The sequence below is a fragment of the Nonomuraea sp. NPDC003709 genome (assembly GCF_040610775.1).
Classification (GTDB): Bacteria; Actinomycetota; Actinomycetes; order Streptosporangiales; family Streptosporangiaceae; genus Nonomuraea; species Nonomuraea angiospora_A.
Window position 1 is genome coordinate 20729 of the sequence record NZ_JBEXMW010000026.1, and the last position, 17116, is coordinate 37844.

Below are 17116 nucleotides of genomic sequence, written 5' to 3' on the forward strand. Positions count from 1 at the left end.
ACCACTGCTGTGACCGACCTGTTGTTGAAGAACGTGAAGGTTGTCACCCACGAACACGACGACCCCGTGGAGGCGGACATCGCCATCGCGGACGGCCGCATCGTACGGGTGGAGCCGGGCCAGACCGCCGCCGGCGAGGTGATCGACGGCGGCGGCAAGCTGGCCTTCCCTGGAGTCGTCGACGCCCACCAGCACTGGGGCATCTACAACCCGCTGCCCGAGGACACCGAGTCGGAGAGCCGGGCCAGCGCCCAGGGCGGCGTGACGACGGCGCTCACCTACATGCGGACCGGCCAGTACTACCTCAACAGGGGCGGCTCCTACGCCGAGTTCTTCCCGGAGGTGCTCAGGCAGGCCGAGGGCCGGGCCTACGTCGACTACGGCTTCCACCTGGCGCCCATGTCGAGCGGGCACATCGGCGAGCTGCCCGACCTGGTCGAGCGGTTCGGGGTGCCGTCGTTCAAGATCTTCATGTTCTACGGCGGGCACGGGCTGCACGGGCGCTCCGACGACCAGCGGGCGTTCCTCATGCTGCCGGAGGGCGAGCGCTACGACTACGCGCACTTCGAGTTCGTGATGCGCGGCGTGCAGGCGGCCCGGGAGCGGCTGCCCGAGCTGGCGGGCGAGATCTCGTTGTCGCTGCACTGCGAGACGGCCGAGATCATGACCGCGTACACCAAGCTCGTGGAGGAGGCCGGGGACCTGAGCGGCCTGGCCGCCTACAGCGCCTCGCGCCCGCCGCACTCCGAGGGGCTGGCCGTCTTCATCGCCTCCTACCTCGCCCACGAGACGGGCCTGGCCAACATCAACCTGCTGCACCTGTCCTCCGCCAAGGCCCTGGACGCCGCTGTCCGCATGGCGGCGACGTTCCCCCACATCGACTTCCGCCGCGAGGTCACGATCGGTCACCTGCTCGCCGACATCGACACGGCCAGCGGCATCGGGGCCAAGGTCAACCCGCCGATCAGGCCCCGCGAGGACGTCGAGGCGCTGTGGGGCCACGTGCTTGAAGGCACCGTGGACTGGGTGGTCAGCGACCACGCCTGCTGCCGCGAGGAGCTCAAGTTCGGCGAGCCGAACGACAACGTCTTCGTGGCCAAGGCCGGGTTCGGCGGCGCCGAGTACCTGCTGCCCGGCCTGGTCACCGAAGGCCGCCGCAGGGGCCTGCCGTACGGCAGGATCGCCGCGCTGACCTCGTGGAACCCCGCCAAGCGGTACGGCCTGCGCACCAAGGGGACCATCGCCCCCGGTTTCGACGCCGACATCTGCCTGGTCGACCCCGGGCAGACCTGGACGGTTCGCGCGCAGGACTCGGAGTCGACGCAGGAGTACACGCCGTTCGAGGGGTTCGAGCTGACCGCCAAGGTCACCGACACGTTCGTACGCGGCAACCACGTGCTCGACGCAGGCAAGATCGTGGGCCGGCCGGTGGGCCGCTACGTGTCCCGGCCCGCCTGAAAGCGCGTGCGCCTGCAAAGACGATCATTCCTCGGGTACGCTCACGCAAAGTAACGTGTCTCGCTCTCCCAAATCCCAGTAGGAGACCCCCCATGGCACGCACTCTGCGCTGTCACGTACTCGCGCTCGGCTCCGTCGCCGTCCTCGCACTCACCGGCTGCAGCGGGGGCGGCGCGTCCCCGGCCTCGACGGGACCCAACGGCCTGGAGAAGGCCACCATCAAGGTCGGGGCGCTGCCGATTCCCGACCCGGTCGCGCTCTACATCGCCCAGGCCAAGGGCTTCTTCAAGGAAGAGGGCCTGACGGTGGAGCCGGTCACGATCACCGGCGGCGCCGCCGCGCTGCCGCAGATCGAGAGCGGCGCCCTGGACATCACGCAGACCAACTACGTGTCCTCGATCCTGGCCGCCGGCCAGGGCAAGAAGATCAAGCTGGTGGCCGACATGTACCGGGCGGCCCCCAACACCTTCGAGATCATGGTTCCCAAGGACTCGCCGATCCAGCAGGTCGCGGACCTGAAGGGCAAGACGGTCCTGGTCAACAACCTCAGGAACATCGCCACGCTGGCGGTCACGACCCAGCTCAAGGCGGCCGGGCTCAGCGAGACGGACGTCAAGTTCGCCGAGAAGCCGTTCCCCGAGATGGGCAACGCGATCACCGCGGGGCAGGGCGACGCGGGCTGGATCACCGAGCCGTTCATCACGGCCAACAAGAACGCGCTCGGCTTCCGCACGATCGCCGACACCATGACGGGCCAGACCGCCGACCTGCCCATCGCGGGCTGGATGGCCACCGACGAATGGGTGCGGCAGAACCCCAAGACGCTGGCCGCCTTCCAGCGGGCGATCTCCAAGGCGCAGCAGCTCGCCTCCGGTGACCGCAAGGAGATCGAGGCGACGCTGCCGACGTACACGAAGATCGACGCCAAGACCGCCGCGGCGATCACCCTGGGCACCTACCCGAGCACCCTGGAGGCGGCCCGGCTGCAGAAGGTGGCCGACCTCATGCTCGAGTACAAGTACATCAACGGCCCGATCGACGTGAAGTCGCTCATCGCGGCGAGCCCGGGCGGATGACGGGTGCCCGCCTGCTCCGCGGCGCCGTCGGCGCCGCGGGGTTCCTCCTGGCCGGAGAGCTGTTCATCCGCTTCGGCCTGGGCGAGAACCTCCTCTTTCCACCGCCTTCGACCGTCCTGTACGAAGCCGTGCGCCTCCCGGCCGACGCCACGTTCCTGGCCGGGGTGGGCGCCACCCTCGCGAACTGGGTGCTCGGCCTGCTGACCGCCGTCGCGGTGGCCGTGCCCGCGGGCGTGCTGCTCGGCGCGCTGACGCCGGTGGAGCGGGCGATCAGGCCCGTGCTGGAGTTCATGCGCCCGATCCCCTCCGTGGCCATCATCCCGCTCGCGATCCTGCTGGTCCCGGTGGACGAGCTGATGAAGGTCTCCGTCATCGTGTACGCGTCCGTCTGGCCGATCCTCATCAACACCCTGTACGGCATGCGCGACGTGGACCCGCTGGCCAAGGAGTCCCTGCGCAGTTTCGGGTTCGGCCCGCTGGCCGTGCTCGCCAGGGTGAGCCTGCCCAGCGCGGCCCCGTTCGTGGCGACCGGCGTCAGGATCGCCGCCGGGATCGCGCTCGTCCTGGCCGTCAGCGCCGAACTCGTGGCCGGCGGCGTGAACGGGATCGGCGTCTACGTGACGGTGGCCGGCAACGGCAACCGGACCGACCTCATGATGGCCGCGACGTTCTGGGCCGGTCTCTTCGGCGTGATCGCGAACATGGCGCTGCTCGCCGCCGAGCGCCGCCTGTTCCGCTGGCACCACGCGCGGACCGGGGCGGTTTCGTGAAGGCGCCGGCCCGGCTCTGGGTGGTCCCCGTGGTGCTGGCCGTCTGGGAGATCGCCGGGCGCGCGATCGGGGACACCGATTTCCCGCCGCCCACGACGATCCTGGCGCGCATGCACGAGCTGTGGTTCTCCGGCCCGCCCGCTCGTGGCTTCCTGACGAACGACGCGATCGCGAACATCCTGCCCAGCCTCGGCCGCATGTTCGGCGGCTGGCTGCTGGCCGCGCTGATCGGGATCGCGGCGGGCATGCTGCTCGGGCGTTCGCGCTCGGCGACCGACTACGTGGACCCGCTGATCGAGTTCGGCCGGGCCATCCCGCCTCCGCTGCTGCTGCCGCTGTTCCTGGTGTTGTTCAAGGCGGGCCTGACCACTCAGCTGGCCACTATCGTGTTCGGAGTGATCTGGCCGGTGCTGCTCAACACGATCGACGGTGTCAGGTCCGTCGATCGCACCTACACCGACACGGCCACGGTCTTCAACCTGTCGAGGCCGCAGCGCCTGGGCCTGGTCGTCCTCCCCGCCGCCGCTCCCAAGATCTTCGCCGGGCTGCGGCTGAGCCTGTCGCTGGCGCTGATCCTCATGGTGATCTCCGAGCTCGTCGGCGGCACGGACGGCATCGGCTACCAGTTGCTGACGGCCATGCGCAGCTTCGACGGCGCCGGGGTGTGGGCGGCGATCGCCCTGCTGGGCGTCCTCGGCTACGTCGTTAATTCCCTGTTCGTGCTCGCCGAGCGCCGGGTGCTCGTCTGGCACAGGCAGGCCACCGGTAATTCGTGAACTCTCAGGACCGAGAAAGGCATTGGCGATGAAGCTGGCCAGGTTCGTAGTCGCGGGTATGACGATCGCGCTGACGCTCAGCGCGTGCGGCGGCGGAGGAGGGAGCCAGACGGGCACGAGCAGCACCTCGGCCGCAGGTGGGCTGGAGAAGACCCAGCTGCTGGTCGGCGTGGTGCCGGTCCCGTCGTCGGCGCCGCTGTTCATCGCGGAGAAGCGCGGCTTCTTCAAGGAGGAGGGCCTGACCGTCAAGACGGAGATCATCCAGGCGCCGCAGGCGGTCATGCCGAAGATCCTCAACGGCAGCATGGACGCGTTCCTCACGAGTTACGTGTCGCTGATGGCCATCAACGACTCGGGCGCCGCCAAGCTCAAGCTCTTCCAGCACAGCCAGGAGGCCGCCCCCAACATCGCCGGCGTCGTCGTCGCCAAGGGCTCCCCCGTCAAGACGCCGGCCGATCTCAAGGGCAAAACCATCGCGGTCAACGTGCTCAAGGCGCTCGGCCAGACGCTGACCAACGCCCACCTGCAGGAGGCCGGGCTCAAGCCCGAGGACGTCAAGTACGTCCAGGTGCCGTTCGCCGACCAGATCTCCGCGCTGGGCTCGGGCAAGGTGGACGCGGCCTGGCTGGTCGAGCCGTTCCTGACGGCGGCGAAGAAGAGCGGCGCCACGCAGATCATCGACACCACCGACGGCGTGACGGCCGGCGTGCCGATCGACGGGTGGGGCGTCACGGAGGACTGGCTGGCCAGGAACCCGAAGACGGCCGCCGCCTTCCACCGCGCCCTGGCCAAGGCCCAGCAGATCGCGGGCTCCGACAGGAAGGCGATCGACGAGGTGGTGCCGACGTACACGCAGATCCCGGCGGACGCGGCGGCGGCGATGACGCTCGGCAAGTTCTCGATGGAGGCCGACAAGGCCGGTGTCCAGAAGCTGGCCGACCTGCTGCACGGCTATGGCTACCTCAAGTCCAAGGTGGACGTGGCGCAGCTGTTCGCGCCTGTGAGCGGATGATCGAACACCGGATCGGGCGGGCGGCGCTCGGGGCCCTCGGACTTGCCGTGTTCATCGCCCTCGCCGAGCTGGCCGGGCGGCTCGGGCTGGTCCCGGCCGGATGGCCGTACGTGTCGTCCGTGCTGGCCACGGCGGCGGAGCTGCCGCTGGAGCCGCAGTTCAGGGCCGACGTGCTGGCCACGCTGGGCGCGTGCGCGAGCGGGCTGGTGATCGCGGTCGCGGTCGCCGTGCCCGCGGGGCTGCTGCTCGGCACGGTCCCGTTCGTGGAGCGGTCGGTGCGGCCGCTGGTGGAGTTCCTGCGGCCGATCCCGTCGGTATCGCTGATCCCTATCGCGATGTTCCTGTGGACCGAGAGCCAGGACGCCAAGACGGCGCTGGTCGTCTACACCTGCACGTGGCCGGTGCTGATCAACACGCTGTACGGCCTGACCGACGTCGACCCGCTGGCCAAGGACACGCTGCGGAGCTTCGGCTTCGGGCCGGTCGCCGTCGCGCTGCGGGTGAGCCTGCCGAGCGCGGCGCCCTTCATCGCGACCGGCGTGCGGATCGCGGTGTCGGTCACCCTGATCGTGGCCGTCAGCGCGGAGCTGCTGGCGCCGGGCGGGGGCGGGATCGGCGCGTTCCTGTCGCTGGCCGGCAGCGCGAACCGGCTCGACCGCATGCTGGCGGCGCCGCTGTGGGCGGGGCTGATCGGGCTGGCCGCCAACCTGCTGTTCACGGCCGCCGAACGGCGCGTGTTCCGCTGGCACCGGGAACGGACGGGGGACGCCTCGTGAATTCTCTGCGCAGGCTCATGTGGTACTGGCTGCTGCCCGTGGCCGTGCTCTGCTGGGAGCTGGCCACGCGGTCCGCGCAGGCGGCGTACTTCCCGCCGCCGTCACGGATCGTGGCCAAGCTGCACGAGCTGTGGTTCTCGGGGCCGTGGACGCGGGCGTTCCTGACCGACGAGGCCGTCGCCGACCTGCTGCCCAGCCTGGCCAGGCTGTTCGCGGGCTGGGCGGTGGCCTGCGCGGCCGGGATGGCGATCGGGGTCGCGCTCGGCCGTTCGCGCTGGTTGTCGGCCCTGGTGGAGCCGCTGCTGCACTTCGGCCGCTCGGTGCCGCCCAGCACGCTGGTGCCGGTCTTCCTGGCGCTGTTCAAGATCGGCACCCCGATGCAGCTGGCCGCGATCGTGTACGGCGTCGTCTGGCCCGTACTGATCAACTCCATGGACGGCGCCCGCAACGTGGACCGGCAGTACATCGAGACCGGGGTCGTCTACCGGCTCGGCCCCTGGCAGCGGCTCACCCGGATCATCCTGCCCGGCGCCTCCCCCAAGATCTTCGCCGGGCTGCGGCTGAGCGTGTCGCTGGCCCTGATCATGATGATCATCTCGGAGCTGGTCGGCAGCACCGAGGGCATCGGGCACCGGATGCTGGAGGCGCAGAGCCAGTTCGACATCCCGGCCATGTGGGCGGGGATCGTGCTGCTCGGGCTGCTGGGCATCCTGCTCAACGCCGGGTTCCTGGGGTTCGAGCGCGTGGTGCTGTCGTGGCACCGAGGGGCGAGAGGCTGAGTCAGCCCACGCGGCGCTCGTTGATCAGGGTGCGCTTCACGCACACGCCGTCCTTGATCCACTGCCAGACGCGGTTGCGGGACTTGCCGTCCTCGCTGAGCACGATCATCTCGTAGAGGCGCAGGTCCTCGTCCTCGGCCTTGTACTGCCAGCTGAGGTAGATGGTGCTGCCGTCCAGCTCCCAGAACTCACCCTTGATCCGCTCGGTGTCGAACCCGCAGCGCCCGCCGCCCAGGTACGTGCCCGGGAACTCGTGCACCTCGGTACGCCCGTCGTCCCAGATGTAGTGGTTGGTCTGGTGGTAGACGGTGTCGTCCAGGATCGCGCAGGTCATCTGGACGCGGTGCCGGTCGATCGGGTTTCCCTCTCGGTCGAGGTGCAGGTACTCGCCCTCCCACTCGCCCTCGTGGCGGGCCAGCAGCGGCATGTCCGCGCGAAGTCCCATCCGCGGCTACTCCTTCGTCGTGTGCCACCAGGGATCGGCGGCGTCGGAACGGTTGACCAGGAAGGCCCTGCGGCGTACGAACCGGCGGATGGAGGCGGCGCCCATCCGCGAGCCGCCGAGCCCCGACAGGCGGAAGGAGCGCTTCTCGCCCTCGTGCACGAGCGCGGTCAGCGAGGCGTCGTTGACGCTGATCGCGCCGGCCCTCAGCCGCGCCGCCACCGCCATGGCCTGCTCCTCCGTGGCGGCGAAGACCGCCGCCGACAGCCCGTAGACCGAGTCGTTGGCCATCGCGACCGCCTCGTCGGGCCCGGCCACGGCCATGACCGGCAGCACCGGGCCGAACGTCTCCTCCGTCATCACCAGCATGCTGTGGTCGACGCCGGACAGCACGGTCGGGCGGCACCAGTGGCCGCCGCCGTGCCGCTCGATCCGGCCTCCCGTGTGCACGGTCGCGCCCTTGAAGACGGCGTCGGCCAGATGCGCGGCGATGACGTCCTCCTGGCCCGGGCCGATGATCGGCCCGATCGGGCCGCCCTCGCAGGTCAGGCCCACCTTGGCGGCCCGCTCCACCAGCAGCGCCAGGAACTCGTCGTGGACCTCACGGGCGACGTAGACGCGCTCGATCGACTGGCACGACTGCCCGGCGTTGGCGGTGCCGCCCCACAGGACGGCCGACGCGGCCCGCTCCAGGTCGGCCCCGGCCAGCACGATCGCGGGGTCCTTGCCGCCCAGCTCCAGGAACACGGGCACGAACGCGCGGGCGGCCGCCTCGGCGACCACCTGTCCTGTCTCCACGCTCCCGGTGAAGACCACGGCGTCCACCAGGTCCACCAGGGCCGCGCCGGTATCGCCGTCGCCCTCGACGATCTCCAGCGGCAGCCCGTCCGGGACCAGCCGCATCAGCGGCTCGATGAACCTGGGGGTCACCTCGCTCGGCTTGACCAGCACCGCGCATCCCGCGGCCAGCGCGGGCACGGCGTCGATGAGGCCCAGCAGCAGCGGGAAGTTCCACGGGCTGATCACCCCGACCAGCTCGTACGGAACCACGTCGCCGCCCACGAAGACGCCGGGCAGGGAGGCGGGGGTCTCGGCCGGGGGTGCGAGGAGGGCGGGCGCCTGGCGTACCCACCGATCGATGAGACCGGCGACGATCTGCCGCTCCAGGACCGACTCCCCCACCCTGCCGGTGTCGGCCACCAGCGCGGCGAGCAGCTCCTCGTCGGCGGCCAGCGCGGCGGCGAACCGGGAGAGGACCTCGCCGCGGTCGGCCTCCAGCCAGCTCCGCTGCCTTTCGCGCAGACCGGCCGCCAGGGCGGCGAGCCGGTCGGGCGGCACAGGGGCGAGCGGCCTGTCGGCCTGCCCGGTGATCGGGTTCCTCACGTTCATGTGGTGCGGCCACGGGACATGATGCTCCTGCGATGCTCGGCGGGAGCCATTGTGATCAGGAGAGTGCCGCGGCTGTCAACGCGCCCACGCGGGCGAAAGCGGCGCGAAAGCGGAGCTAACCACCCCAGCCCGGTACGGCCATGCGGACCGAGAGCGCGTGTTCGACCAGGTTGATCAGCGCGACCTTGACCGAGTCCTTGGACCTGGCGTCGAGCCGCACCAACGGGATGTGCGGCGCCAGCGTCAGGGCGTCGCGCACCTCGGCGTCGCTGTGCGGATACTCACCGTCCCAGCCGTTGACGCCCACCACGAACGGCAGCTGGGCCTCCTCGAAGTAGTCGATCGCCGGAAAACTGTCGGAAAGCCGACGCGTGTCCACGAGCACGACCGCGCCGATGGCGCCGCGTACCAGGTCGTCCCACATGAACCAGAACCGGTGCTGTCCGGGCGTTCCGAACAGGTAGAGGATCAGGTCACGGTCCAGGGAGACCCGGCCGAAGTCCATGGCGACGGTGGTGGTCGACTTCAGCGGCGTCATGCCCAGATCGTCGATCCCCACGGAGGCGTCGGTCATGACGGCCTCCGTGGTCAACGGCATGATCTCCGACACCGCGCCGACGAAGGTCGTCTTCCCCACCCCGAAACCTCCAGCCACCACGATCTTCGTCGAGGTGAGACCGGGGCTAGAGCCTGCGAAGTCCACTGAGCACCCTTTCGAGCAGATTGACGTCCGGCCTGCCCTCGTCCAGCTGTGGCTGATGCACACGGACGAGACCTTCGGCAGCCATGTCAGCGATCAGCACGCGCACCACGCCGAGGGGGATCCGCAGCAGGGCCGACACCTCTGCCACGGACCGCACCTGCCGGCACAGTTGACTGATCGCCTGGTACTCCGGCGTGATGTGCGAGAACTCCCGGTGCTCGGCGGTCGCCGAGGACACCAGGGCCTCCATCGCCAGTTTTACCCGCGGCGCCGTCCGTCCACCGGTCACGGCGTAAGGACGGACGGGCGACGCGGGGTCGGGATTCAGCTGCGGCTGGGACTGGGGCACAGGCGGGGGCGCCCAACCGCCGCTGTTCCATCTCGGGTCTGACACGTACATCACCTGGTCTGGCTGGCACGCAACTCTGCGCGCACAGCCGGGGTCAGCACCTGGCCGGCGCGATCAACCATAAGCGTCATCTGATACGCCACCAGACCCATGTCACAGTCCGGAGCCGCCAGCACCGCCAGGCACGAACCGTCACTGACCGACATGATCAGCATCAGCCCACGCTGCATCTCCACGATCGTCTGATTGACCGCACCGCCCTCGAACACCCTGGCCGCACCCTGCGTCAGGCTCACCAGACCCGACGCGATGGCGGCCAGCTGGTCAGCCCGGTCAGCCGGAAAGCCCGACGAGGCCGCCAGTGGCAGCCCGTCGGACGAGACGACCACCGCGTGCGCGACGCCCGGGACCGTGCTGACGAAGTCAGTGATCAGCCAGTCGACACCACGTGCCGCATGGCTCAGATCGCTCATGCGCCCTCCTCCGTCGGTCGCATGAGCGACAATCGGCTGTGTCTAATCGATCGCTCGCTTCGCTCACTCATGCTCCCTCCTCCCTGTCGTTGTTCCTGGGGCCAGAGGGGAACGCCCTGCCCTCGGTGATGTCGTCACGCGCCGCCCGGAAGCCCTGCTGGAAGCTCGAGAGCCGGTTGCGTATACGGTCCGGCGACACCGACGGCATCGGTGTCACGCCCTTCGGGGTCGAGGTTTCGGCCGAGCCGGGCACCAGGTTGGCCTTGGGCACCCGCTTCGGCAGCCCCGCCGCCGTCTGGCCGTCACGTACCGGTTCCACCACTGCCTCCGCCGCGCTCCATCCTTCGTCCGCCTTGCTCGAACCCCAGCTCGCCCCGCTGTCGCGGCCGAACCAGGCCGACTCCACCGCGGCGAAGATGGGTAAGTAGTCGTCTCCCGCCGAGGCGGGCGGTGCGGCCGGGATGGAGCCCGGGTTGGCCGACTCGGTCTCGGGGAAGTCGAACCCCGGCCGCTGCGGCGGCATGGTGTCGCGGCCCCAGCCGCCCGGCGGGGGCTCGGGGACAGGTCGTCTGGGCAGTGCGCGGTCGCCGTTCCAGGACGGGCTGCGGGGTGGGGTCCACACGTCGGAGCTGTCGTAGCCGCTGCCGATGCGCGGCTCCGACGGCCACGCGTTCGCGTCCGGCTGCCACTGCTGCGTCGGCGGCCAGTTGCCGCTCATCTCCGGGTGCGACGGGAATGACGGGTGGCCGGGCCCCATCTGGCCGGGGCCCATCTGGTACGTGGGCGGCGGCGGCTGCGGCCAGTCCGTGGCCGGAGGGGCGGGGTGCGGCCCCGAGTACGGCTGCTCGCCCGGGCCGCCGGCGGCCGAGCCCGCGAGGGCCGGAGGCTGGTTGCCCGAGAAGGACGGCATGCCGGAGAAGTTGGGGGCCTGGGAGCCGAGCATGTTCTCCGGGATGAGCACCATCGCGGTCAGGCCGCCCGAGGCGTGCGGGCGCAGCTGCACCCGGATGCCATGCCGGTGCGCCAGACGCGCGACCACGAACAGGCCCATGCGGCGCGACACCGACACGTCCACGCTCGGCGCGTCCGTGAGGCGGTCGTTGGCCTGGACCAGCTCCTCCTGGGTCATGCCGATGCCGGCGTCGGTGATCGACAACATCACGCCGCCGCCGTCGATCCGGCTGCCGGAAACGGTCACCCTGGTCTCGCGCGGCGAGAACGACAGGGCGTTCTCGACGAGCTCGGCCAGCAGGTGGATGACGTCGTTGACGGCCTGGCCGGCCACCGAGACGCCGTCCGGAACCTGGAGCACCACCCGCTCGTAGTTCTCCACCTCCGAGAGGGAGGCACGGGCCACGTCCACCAGCTTGACCGGCTGGCTCCAGCGGCGCGGCGGGTCCTGGCCCGCGAGGACCAGCAGGTTCTCGCTGTTGCGCCGCATGCGGGTGGCCAGGTGGTCCAGCTTGAACAGGTTGCCGAGCCGCAGTTCGTCCTGCTCGCCCTGCTCCAGCCCGTCGATCAGGGTGATCTGCCGCTCCACCAGCGTCTGGCTGCGCCGCGACAGGTTCACGAACATCGCGTTGACGTTGCTCCGCAGGCGGGCCTCCTCACCCGCCAGCCGGACCGCCTCACGGTGCACCTCGTCGAACGCCCGCGCGACCTCGCCGATCTCGTCGTGCGTGTCCACGCCGATGGGGATGACGGGCCCGGCCGCGCCCTCGCCGCTCTCGCGCAGCTGTTGCACGGTCTCCGGCAGGCGGTGGCCGGCGATGTCGAGGGCCTCGCCGCGCAGCTTGCGCAACGGCCTGATGAGCGAACGGGCGATGAGCGAGATGATCGCGGTGACCACGATCATCAGGAGCAGGATGAGGCCGCCGGAGATCAGGGCCGAGCGGTTGGCGGCTTCCTCCAGGGCGCGGGCGCGCAGGATGACGGAGGAGGACAGGTCCTTCTCCACGCTGCGCAGCGCGTCGATCTTGCCGGTGCTGACCTCGAACCAGGTGGAGACGTCCTTGTCCGGCCGTACACCGATGCTCAGCTCCTTGCCCTCGGCGGACTGCGCCATGGCCCGCAGCCTGAACAGGTCGGTCTGGTCGACGTCCCTGCCCACGACCGTGTTGCGGTAGAGCTCGAGCTGGTCGAGGGTGGCCAGGGTCGCGAACAGCGTCTCCTCGCTCTCCTCACGCGACTTGGCGTCGGTGAGCGCGTCGAGTTCGCCGCTGTCGAAGCCCTTCTTGTCCAGCGCGCTGGCCAGGACGCCGCGCTGTTTGGAGGCCTGCTCCTTGCCCCGGGCGATGGCGGCCATCGCGCTGGCGCTGTGCGAGACCTCGTCGTCCACCGCCACCTGGCCGACCTGGTCGTGGAACTGGAGCAGGGCCGCGATGATCTGCGAGTACTTCTGGATCATCGGGAGGGGCTGGATCTTCCCCTTGACGGCCGTCTCCCGCAGCGTCGGGATCTCCTCCAGTCGCCGGAGCACGGGTCGTACGGCGTCGGCGTGGGTGTCCGTGAGCGCCCGCGCCCGCCGTTTGGCCTCGTCGATGAGGTTGTTCACACCGCTGTAGGTCGTACGGAGCTGGGCCTCTCGATTGCCCGGGCGGCCCTGGGCGATGTAGAGAGCGGTCTGGTCGCGTTCGAAGGACAGTTCATGGGTGACGGCGCCGAGCTGCTCGCTGAGCTCGGCCACCTCTCTGAGGGTCTGATAGGTGTTGGCGTCCCTGAGCGAGGTGAACACGTTCAGTCCGCCCAGAGCCACGGCCACGGCCGTGGGGACGACGATCAGCGCGACAAGGCGCGATCGCACGTGCCAGTTGCCCAGCCCGAACCTGCGTGAAGGAGGGTTGGGCAGCCGTCGCTTCTGATGCCCGTGCGGCTCGCGGTCGGCGGAAGCTTCAGCGCTCTGCGTTCTCACTTGCCTTCGCAACCTCTCGCCCCTGGAGGGGAATTCTCGGTGACCATGCAGGTAAATGCACGTGGGGCAATATCTACGTCTAGATAGGCGTCATTTGAGCACAGCAGTTGGCGCGAGCCAACCACTACTAGTGCCCCATTGAGGCGTTTATCCCCGATTGTCCAAATATTTCGGCAGAATCGGTAAGGCTGCCCTCTAACTGGTGAAACAGGCAACGGAAGGGTGCCCAGCGAGCCTCCTCGGGACTCGTGGAATATTCGACTGACTGGCCTCATCAGTAACAGTCGTCCCGTCAATCCCCTCCTTTCACAAACCGGACAAACACCGATCTCTTACCGGTCATCAAATTTTCACGATAGAACGAGAACCCGACATTGCAACCACAGGCGTCGTTTTCGCGATAATGACTACGGATTTGGTGTTACGGTCTATCCCTGTTGTGCGTCAGGCACACAGCCCCCGGGAGCAGAAGCCACCCGGTCCCCCCGCCTGGCTCCATCTGAAGGGAGTCCCTGACATGAGGCTTGGCCGTCCCGCCAGGGCCGCCATCATCGGGTTAGCTTTGACACTCGGCGCCGTTGCGTGCAGCACGGGCGGCTCCACGACACCCAGCGCGGCACCGTCCGCATCCGCCGGCGGCCTGGAGAAGACGAAGATCAAGGTCGCCACCCTGCCCGCCATCGACAGTGCCGCCATCTACGTCGCCATCGACCAGAAGCTCTTCGAGAAGGAAGGGCTGGAGGTCACCCCGCAAGTGGTCCAGGCCGCGCCGGAGGCCATCCCCATGCTGGTCAAGGGCGAGATCGACGCGATGTTCGGCAACTACGTGTCGATGTTCCAGGCGCACGACAAGCAGGCGCTGAAGCTGCGCATCCTGGCCGAGGGCTCTCGCGCGGCCCCCGACTCGCTGAGCATCATGGCCCTGCCGAACTCCCCCATCAAGACCGCCAAGGACCTCGAAGGCAAGACGATCAACGTGAACGTCCTGCACAACTTCCAGGAGCTGGCGCTGACGCAGGTGCTCAAGGCCAACAACGTCGACCCGTCCAAGATCAAGTACGTCCAGGTGACGTTCCAGAACATCATGCCCTCGTGGAAGGGCGGGCAGATCGACGCCGCGTACCTGGGCGAGCCCATGGTCACGGCGGCCACGTCCGCGATGGGCGCCCGCAAGATCCTCGACCCGGCGTCGGGTCCGGCCGCCGAGTTCCCGATCTCCGGGTACGTCAGCACGCAGGACTGGTACGACAAGAACCCGAAGACGGCGGCCGCGTTCCAGCGGGCCATCCACAACGCGGCCAAGCTCATGGAGAACAACCGCGAAGTGGTGGCCAAGGTGCTGCCGAACTTCACCCAGATCGACGCGGCCACCGCGGCCACCGTCACGTTCCCGTACTTCTCCAGCAACGACAACCCGGTCCGCCTCCAGCGGGTGGCCGACTGGATGCTGGAGGCCAAGTGGCTCACGAAGGCGATCGACGTCAAGTCGCTGATGTCGCCCACCACGTCCGGGTGAGCACTCAGACCCTGGCACCCGCCCGCCCGGCGTCCGCCGCGACACGCTGGTCACGCCGGGCGGGCGGAGCCCTCGCCTTCGCCGCCCTGATCGAACTGCTCAGCCGGACCGGGCTGGTGGATCCGGAGACCCTGCCGCCCGCGACGGCGATACTCGGGCGGGCTGCGACGCTGATGGCCGACCCCGCCTTCCGCGCCCACGCCCTGACGAGCCTGCTCGCCTGGGCGATCGGCCTCGGCCTCGCGGCGGTGATCGCGGTGCCGCTCGGGCTGCTGCTCGGCAGCGTGCCGATCGTCGACGCCGCCACGCGCTCGGTCGTGGAGTTCCTGCGGCCGATCCCGTCGGTGGCGTTGATCCCCCTGGTGTCCCTCCTGATCGGCACGGGTCTGCAGGTACGCGTCACGCTCGCGATCTACGCCTCGTTGTGGCCGATCCTCTACAACACGATGTACGGCCTGCGCGGCGTCGACCCGCTCGCCAAGGAGTCGCTGCGGTCGTACGGCTTCGGACCCCTGGCGGTGCTACTGCGCGTGTCGCTGCCGTCGTCGGCGCCCTTCATCACCACCGGGTTCCGGCTGGCCGCCGGAGTGGCGCTCATCCTGATCGTCAGCACCGAGATCGTGGCCGGGCGGGGCGAGGGCATCGGCGTGTTCATCTTCTTCGCCGGCATCGCCGTACCCGCGCGGATGACCGACATCCTGGCCGCGGTGTTCTGGGTCGGGCTGTTCGGGGTGCTGGTGAACGCGCTCCTGGTGGCCGCCGAACGGCGGGCGTTCCGCTGGCACCACGCGCGCCTGGGAGAGACGGCATGAGGACCAGGGGCATGCGCGGGGCGGCGTTCCGGTCGCTGGTGCTGGTCGGGCTGATCCTCGCCTGGGAGGTGGCCACCCGGCTGGCGGGCAGCACGTTCTTCCCGCCGCCCAGCGCGATCGTGGTCAGGATGCACGCGATGTGGTTCTCGGGCCCGCCGGGCACGCTGTTCCTGACCGAGGACGCCATCGGGAACATCCTGCCGAGCCTGGGCCGGATGGCCGCCGGGTTCGCGGGGGGCGCGCTGGCCGGGGTCGTGCTCGGGCTCGCGCTGGGGCTGTCCGCGCGGTTGTACGACTATCTCGACGGGGTGCTGCAGTTCCTGCGGGCCATCCCGCCGCCCGCGCTGGTCACGGTCTTCGTGGTGGTGTTCGGGTTCGGGCTGCGGATGCAGCTGACGTTCATCGTCTTCAGCATCGTCTGGCCGGTACTGCTCAACACCGCCGACGGCGCCCGCTCGGTCGAACCGCTGCACCTCCAGACTGCCCAGGCGTTCCGGCTGTCCAGGGCCGAGCGGCTGTTCCGGGTGATCCTGCCGTCGGCGCTGCCCAAGATGTTCGCGGGGCTGCGGCTCGCGCTGTCGCTCTCCTTGATCGTCATGGTCTTCTCCGAACTGCTGCCGGGCACCGTGAACGGCATCGGGTTCCAGCTCACGGCCGCGTACCAGACCTTCGACCTGCCCGCCATGTGGGGCGGGATCGTGCTGCTCGGAGTGCTGGGCTACGCCCTCAACAAGCTCTTCCTGATCGTCGAACGACGGGTGCTGGCCTGGCACCACGCCGCCCAGCAACTTTCCAGCACGTAAGAGTAAGATCACACGCGTTTACAAGTATGCCGATTCCGGCTCGGATAGAGTATTTCCGGCTCCGAGTTGTCCATGGTCTCGCCCCTGAGGAACTCCATTGCTCGAGATAGACAACCTCTCCCACGTCTACGGCGGCGGTACCCCCAACGCGCACCACGCCATCGAGGGCCTCAACCTGAGCGTCGCCGCGGGTGAGCTGCTGTGCATCGTCGGCCCTTCCGGGGCGGGCAAGTCGACCCTGCTGCGTTCGATCGCCGGGCTGCTCACGCCGACGGGCGGCCAGATCAAGATCGAGGGCAACCTCGTACGCCAGACGCCGGACAACCTCGCCGTGGTCTTCCAGGACTACAGCCGCTCCCTGTTCCCGTGGATGTCGGTGGCCGACAACGTGGCGCTGCCGCTGCGCCGCAAGAACATGGACAAGCGCCAGCGCCGCGAGGCCGCCCAGGAGGCCCTGGAGTCGGTCGGCCTGGCAGGCGCGGAGCGCAAATACCCGTTCCAGCTGTCGGGGGGCATGCAGCAGCGGGTGGCGATCGCGCGGGCGCTGGCCTACCGTCCGGCGCTGATGCTCATGGACGAGCCCTTCGGCTCGGTCGACGCGCAGACCCGCGAGGACCTGGAAGACCTCGTCCTCAAGGTACGCGGCCACCACCAGATGACGATCGTGCTCATCACGCACGACATCGACGAGAGCGTCTACGTGGGCGACCGCGTGGTGGTCCTTTCCAAGGCCCCGGCCCACGTGGTCGGCGACCTCAAGGTCGAACTGCCCGGGCCGCGCGACCAGATCACGACCCGCGAACACCCGGACTTCGTCCACCTACGCGCCGAGGTCGGCCGCCTGGTCCGCGGCAGCCACGCCACCGTGTAGGTGGGCCGGGCTCACCTACACGTTGCCCATCTGTGTGGTGGCCCTGCTGACACCCGCCCCGAACAGAGGCGGTGGGCCGACTGATACCCACCCTGCCGTCTGGATCAGCAATGCTTGTCGGCTGCGACACCCGCTTCGATCTCGGCAACAGTGAGAACGCTCAAGTAGAGATCCGGCCGCAAGATCGATCGAGCCCAGGC

Annotated in this window: 17 protein-coding genes; 11 read left to right on the forward strand and 6 right to left on the reverse strand. The window is 69.3% G+C overall.

What is annotated here, in order from left to right:
- The first annotated feature begins 9 nt into the window (after nt 1-9).
- The 7 genes from ABZX61_RS51920 to ABZX61_RS51950 all read left to right on the forward strand — a co-directional run bounded on the left by ABZX61_RS51920 (nt 10) and on the right by ABZX61_RS51950 (nt 6647).
- Nucleotides 10-1458, forward strand: a complete 1449-nt coding sequence (locus tag ABZX61_RS51920) for a dihydroorotase family protein (protein ID WP_355207021.1) — start codon at nt 10-12, stop codon at nt 1456-1458.
- A 92-nt stretch (nt 1459-1550) separates the two neighbouring features.
- Entirely contained in the window at nt 1551-2534 is a 984-nt protein-coding gene (locus ABZX61_RS51925; RefSeq protein WP_350730319.1) for an ABC transporter substrate-binding protein, read from the forward strand.
- On the forward strand, nt 2531-3304 hold the full coding sequence (locus ABZX61_RS51930; RefSeq protein ID WP_355207025.1) for an ABC transporter permease: 774 nt from the start codon (nt 2531-2533) through the stop codon (nt 3302-3304). Before ABZX61_RS51925 ends, ABZX61_RS51930 begins: the two co-directional genes overlap by 4 nt.
- A complete protein-coding gene (locus ABZX61_RS51935) occupies nt 3301-4080 on the forward strand; it encodes an ABC transporter permease (protein ID WP_350730315.1) in 780 nt (259 codons plus the stop codon). Before ABZX61_RS51930 ends, ABZX61_RS51935 begins: the two co-directional genes overlap by 4 nt.
- Nucleotides 4081-4138: 58 nt before the next feature.
- A complete protein-coding gene (locus tag ABZX61_RS51940; protein ID WP_355207029.1) occupies nt 4139-5092 on the forward strand; it encodes an ABC transporter substrate-binding protein in 954 nt (317 codons plus the stop codon).
- Nucleotides 5089-5868 carry an ABC transporter permease subunit gene (locus ABZX61_RS51945; RefSeq protein ID WP_355207032.1) on the forward strand — a complete coding sequence of 260 codons (780 nt, stop codon included), beginning with the start codon at nt 5089-5091 and terminating at the stop codon, nt 5866-5868. The genes ABZX61_RS51940 and ABZX61_RS51945 overlap by 4 nt, the downstream gene beginning before the upstream one ends.
- Nucleotides 5865-6647, forward strand: a complete 783-nt coding sequence (locus ABZX61_RS51950; protein ID WP_350730310.1) for an ABC transporter permease — start codon at nt 5865-5867, stop codon at nt 6645-6647. The genes ABZX61_RS51945 and ABZX61_RS51950 overlap by 4 nt, the downstream gene beginning before the upstream one ends.
- Nucleotide 6648: 1 nt before the next feature.
- Here the strand turns inward: ABZX61_RS51950 and ABZX61_RS51955 are convergent, their stop codons facing one another.
- The 6 genes from ABZX61_RS51955 to ABZX61_RS51980 all read right to left on the reverse strand — a co-directional run bounded on the left by ABZX61_RS51955 (nt 6649) and on the right by ABZX61_RS51980 (nt 12806).
- Nucleotides 6649-7092 carry a hypothetical protein gene (locus ABZX61_RS51955; protein ID WP_355207036.1) on the reverse strand — a complete coding sequence of 148 codons (444 nt, stop codon included), beginning with the start codon at nt 7090-7092 and terminating at the stop codon, nt 6649-6651.
- Nucleotides 7093-7098: 6 nt separating this feature from the next.
- A complete protein-coding gene (locus ABZX61_RS51960) occupies nt 7099-8472 on the reverse strand; it encodes an aldehyde dehydrogenase family protein (protein ID WP_355207039.1) in 1374 nt (457 codons plus the stop codon).
- 121 nt (nt 8473-8593) lie between these two features.
- Nucleotides 8594-9181: an ATP/GTP-binding protein gene (locus ABZX61_RS51965; protein WP_350730304.1), complete on the reverse strand. Its 588-nt coding sequence runs from the start codon at nt 9179-9181 to the stop codon at nt 8594-8596.
- On the reverse strand, nt 9162-9530 hold the full coding sequence (locus ABZX61_RS51970; protein WP_192790731.1) for a DUF742 domain-containing protein: 369 nt from the start codon (nt 9528-9530) through the stop codon (nt 9162-9164). Before ABZX61_RS51970 ends, ABZX61_RS51965 begins: the two co-directional genes overlap by 20 nt.
- A gap of 50 nt (nt 9531-9580) precedes the next feature.
- Entirely contained in the window at nt 9581-10003 is a 423-nt protein-coding gene (locus ABZX61_RS51975) for a roadblock/LC7 domain-containing protein (RefSeq protein WP_350730302.1), read from the reverse strand.
- Nucleotides 10004-10070: 67 nt separating this feature from the next.
- On the reverse strand, nt 10071-12806 hold the full coding sequence (locus ABZX61_RS51980; protein ID WP_355207044.1) for a nitrate- and nitrite sensing domain-containing protein: 2736 nt from the start codon (nt 12804-12806) through the stop codon (nt 10071-10073).
- A gap of 625 nt (nt 12807-13431) precedes the next feature.
- On the opposite strand from ABZX61_RS51980, the gene ABZX61_RS51985 reads away from it, so the two are divergent.
- The 4 genes from ABZX61_RS51985 to ABZX61_RS52000 all read left to right on the forward strand — a co-directional run bounded on the left by ABZX61_RS51985 (nt 13432) and on the right by ABZX61_RS52000 (nt 16916).
- Nucleotides 13432-14430 (forward strand): ABC transporter substrate-binding protein, encoded by a 999-nt coding sequence (locus ABZX61_RS51985; protein WP_350730298.1) that lies wholly within the window; start codon nt 13432-13434, stop codon nt 14428-14430.
- Complete coding sequence (locus ABZX61_RS51990) at nt 14427-15242, forward strand: ABC transporter permease (RefSeq protein ID WP_355207048.1); 816 nt, start codon at nt 14427-14429, stop codon at nt 15240-15242. The genes ABZX61_RS51985 and ABZX61_RS51990 overlap by 4 nt, the downstream gene beginning before the upstream one ends.
- Nucleotides 15239-16045, forward strand: coding sequence for an ABC transporter permease (locus tag ABZX61_RS51995; RefSeq protein WP_355207051.1), 807 nt, complete (start codon nt 15239-15241; stop codon nt 16043-16045). Before ABZX61_RS51990 ends, ABZX61_RS51995 begins: the two co-directional genes overlap by 4 nt.
- A gap of 97 nt (nt 16046-16142) precedes the next feature.
- Complete coding sequence (locus ABZX61_RS52000) at nt 16143-16916, forward strand: ABC transporter ATP-binding protein (protein ID WP_350730292.1); 774 nt, start codon at nt 16143-16145, stop codon at nt 16914-16916.
- Nucleotides 16917-17116 lie beyond the last annotated feature (200 nt).

Excerpts from the sequence above, each read along its gene's own strand:
- ABZX61_RS51940 (WP_355207029.1), top strand. The coding sequence starts at position 4,139 with ATGACGATCGCGCTGACGCTCAGCGCGTGCGGCGGCGGAGGAGGGAGC.
- ABZX61_RS51930 (WP_355207025.1), top strand. The coding sequence starts at position 2,531 with ATGACGGGTGCCCGCCTGCTCCGCGGCGCCGTCGGCGCCGCGGGGTTC.
- ABZX61_RS51975 (WP_350730302.1), bottom strand. The coding sequence starts at position 10,003 with ATGAGCGATCTGAGCCATGCGGCACGTGGTGTCGACTGGCTGATCACT.
- ABZX61_RS51925 (WP_350730319.1), top strand. The coding sequence starts at position 1,551 with ATGGCACGCACTCTGCGCTGTCACGTACTCGCGCTCGGCTCCGTCGCC.
- ABZX61_RS51995 (WP_355207051.1), top strand. The coding sequence starts at position 15,239 with ATGAGGACCAGGGGCATGCGCGGGGCGGCGTTCCGGTCGCTGGTGCTG.
- ABZX61_RS51985 (WP_350730298.1), top strand. The coding sequence starts at position 13,432 with ATGAGGCTTGGCCGTCCCGCCAGGGCCGCCATCATCGGGTTAGCTTTG.
- ABZX61_RS51955 (WP_355207036.1), bottom strand. The coding sequence starts at position 7,092 with ATGGGACTTCGCGCGGACATGCCGCTGCTGGCCCGCCACGAGGGCGAG.
- ABZX61_RS51945 (WP_355207032.1), top strand. The coding sequence starts at position 5,089 with ATGATCGAACACCGGATCGGGCGGGCGGCGCTCGGGGCCCTCGGACTT.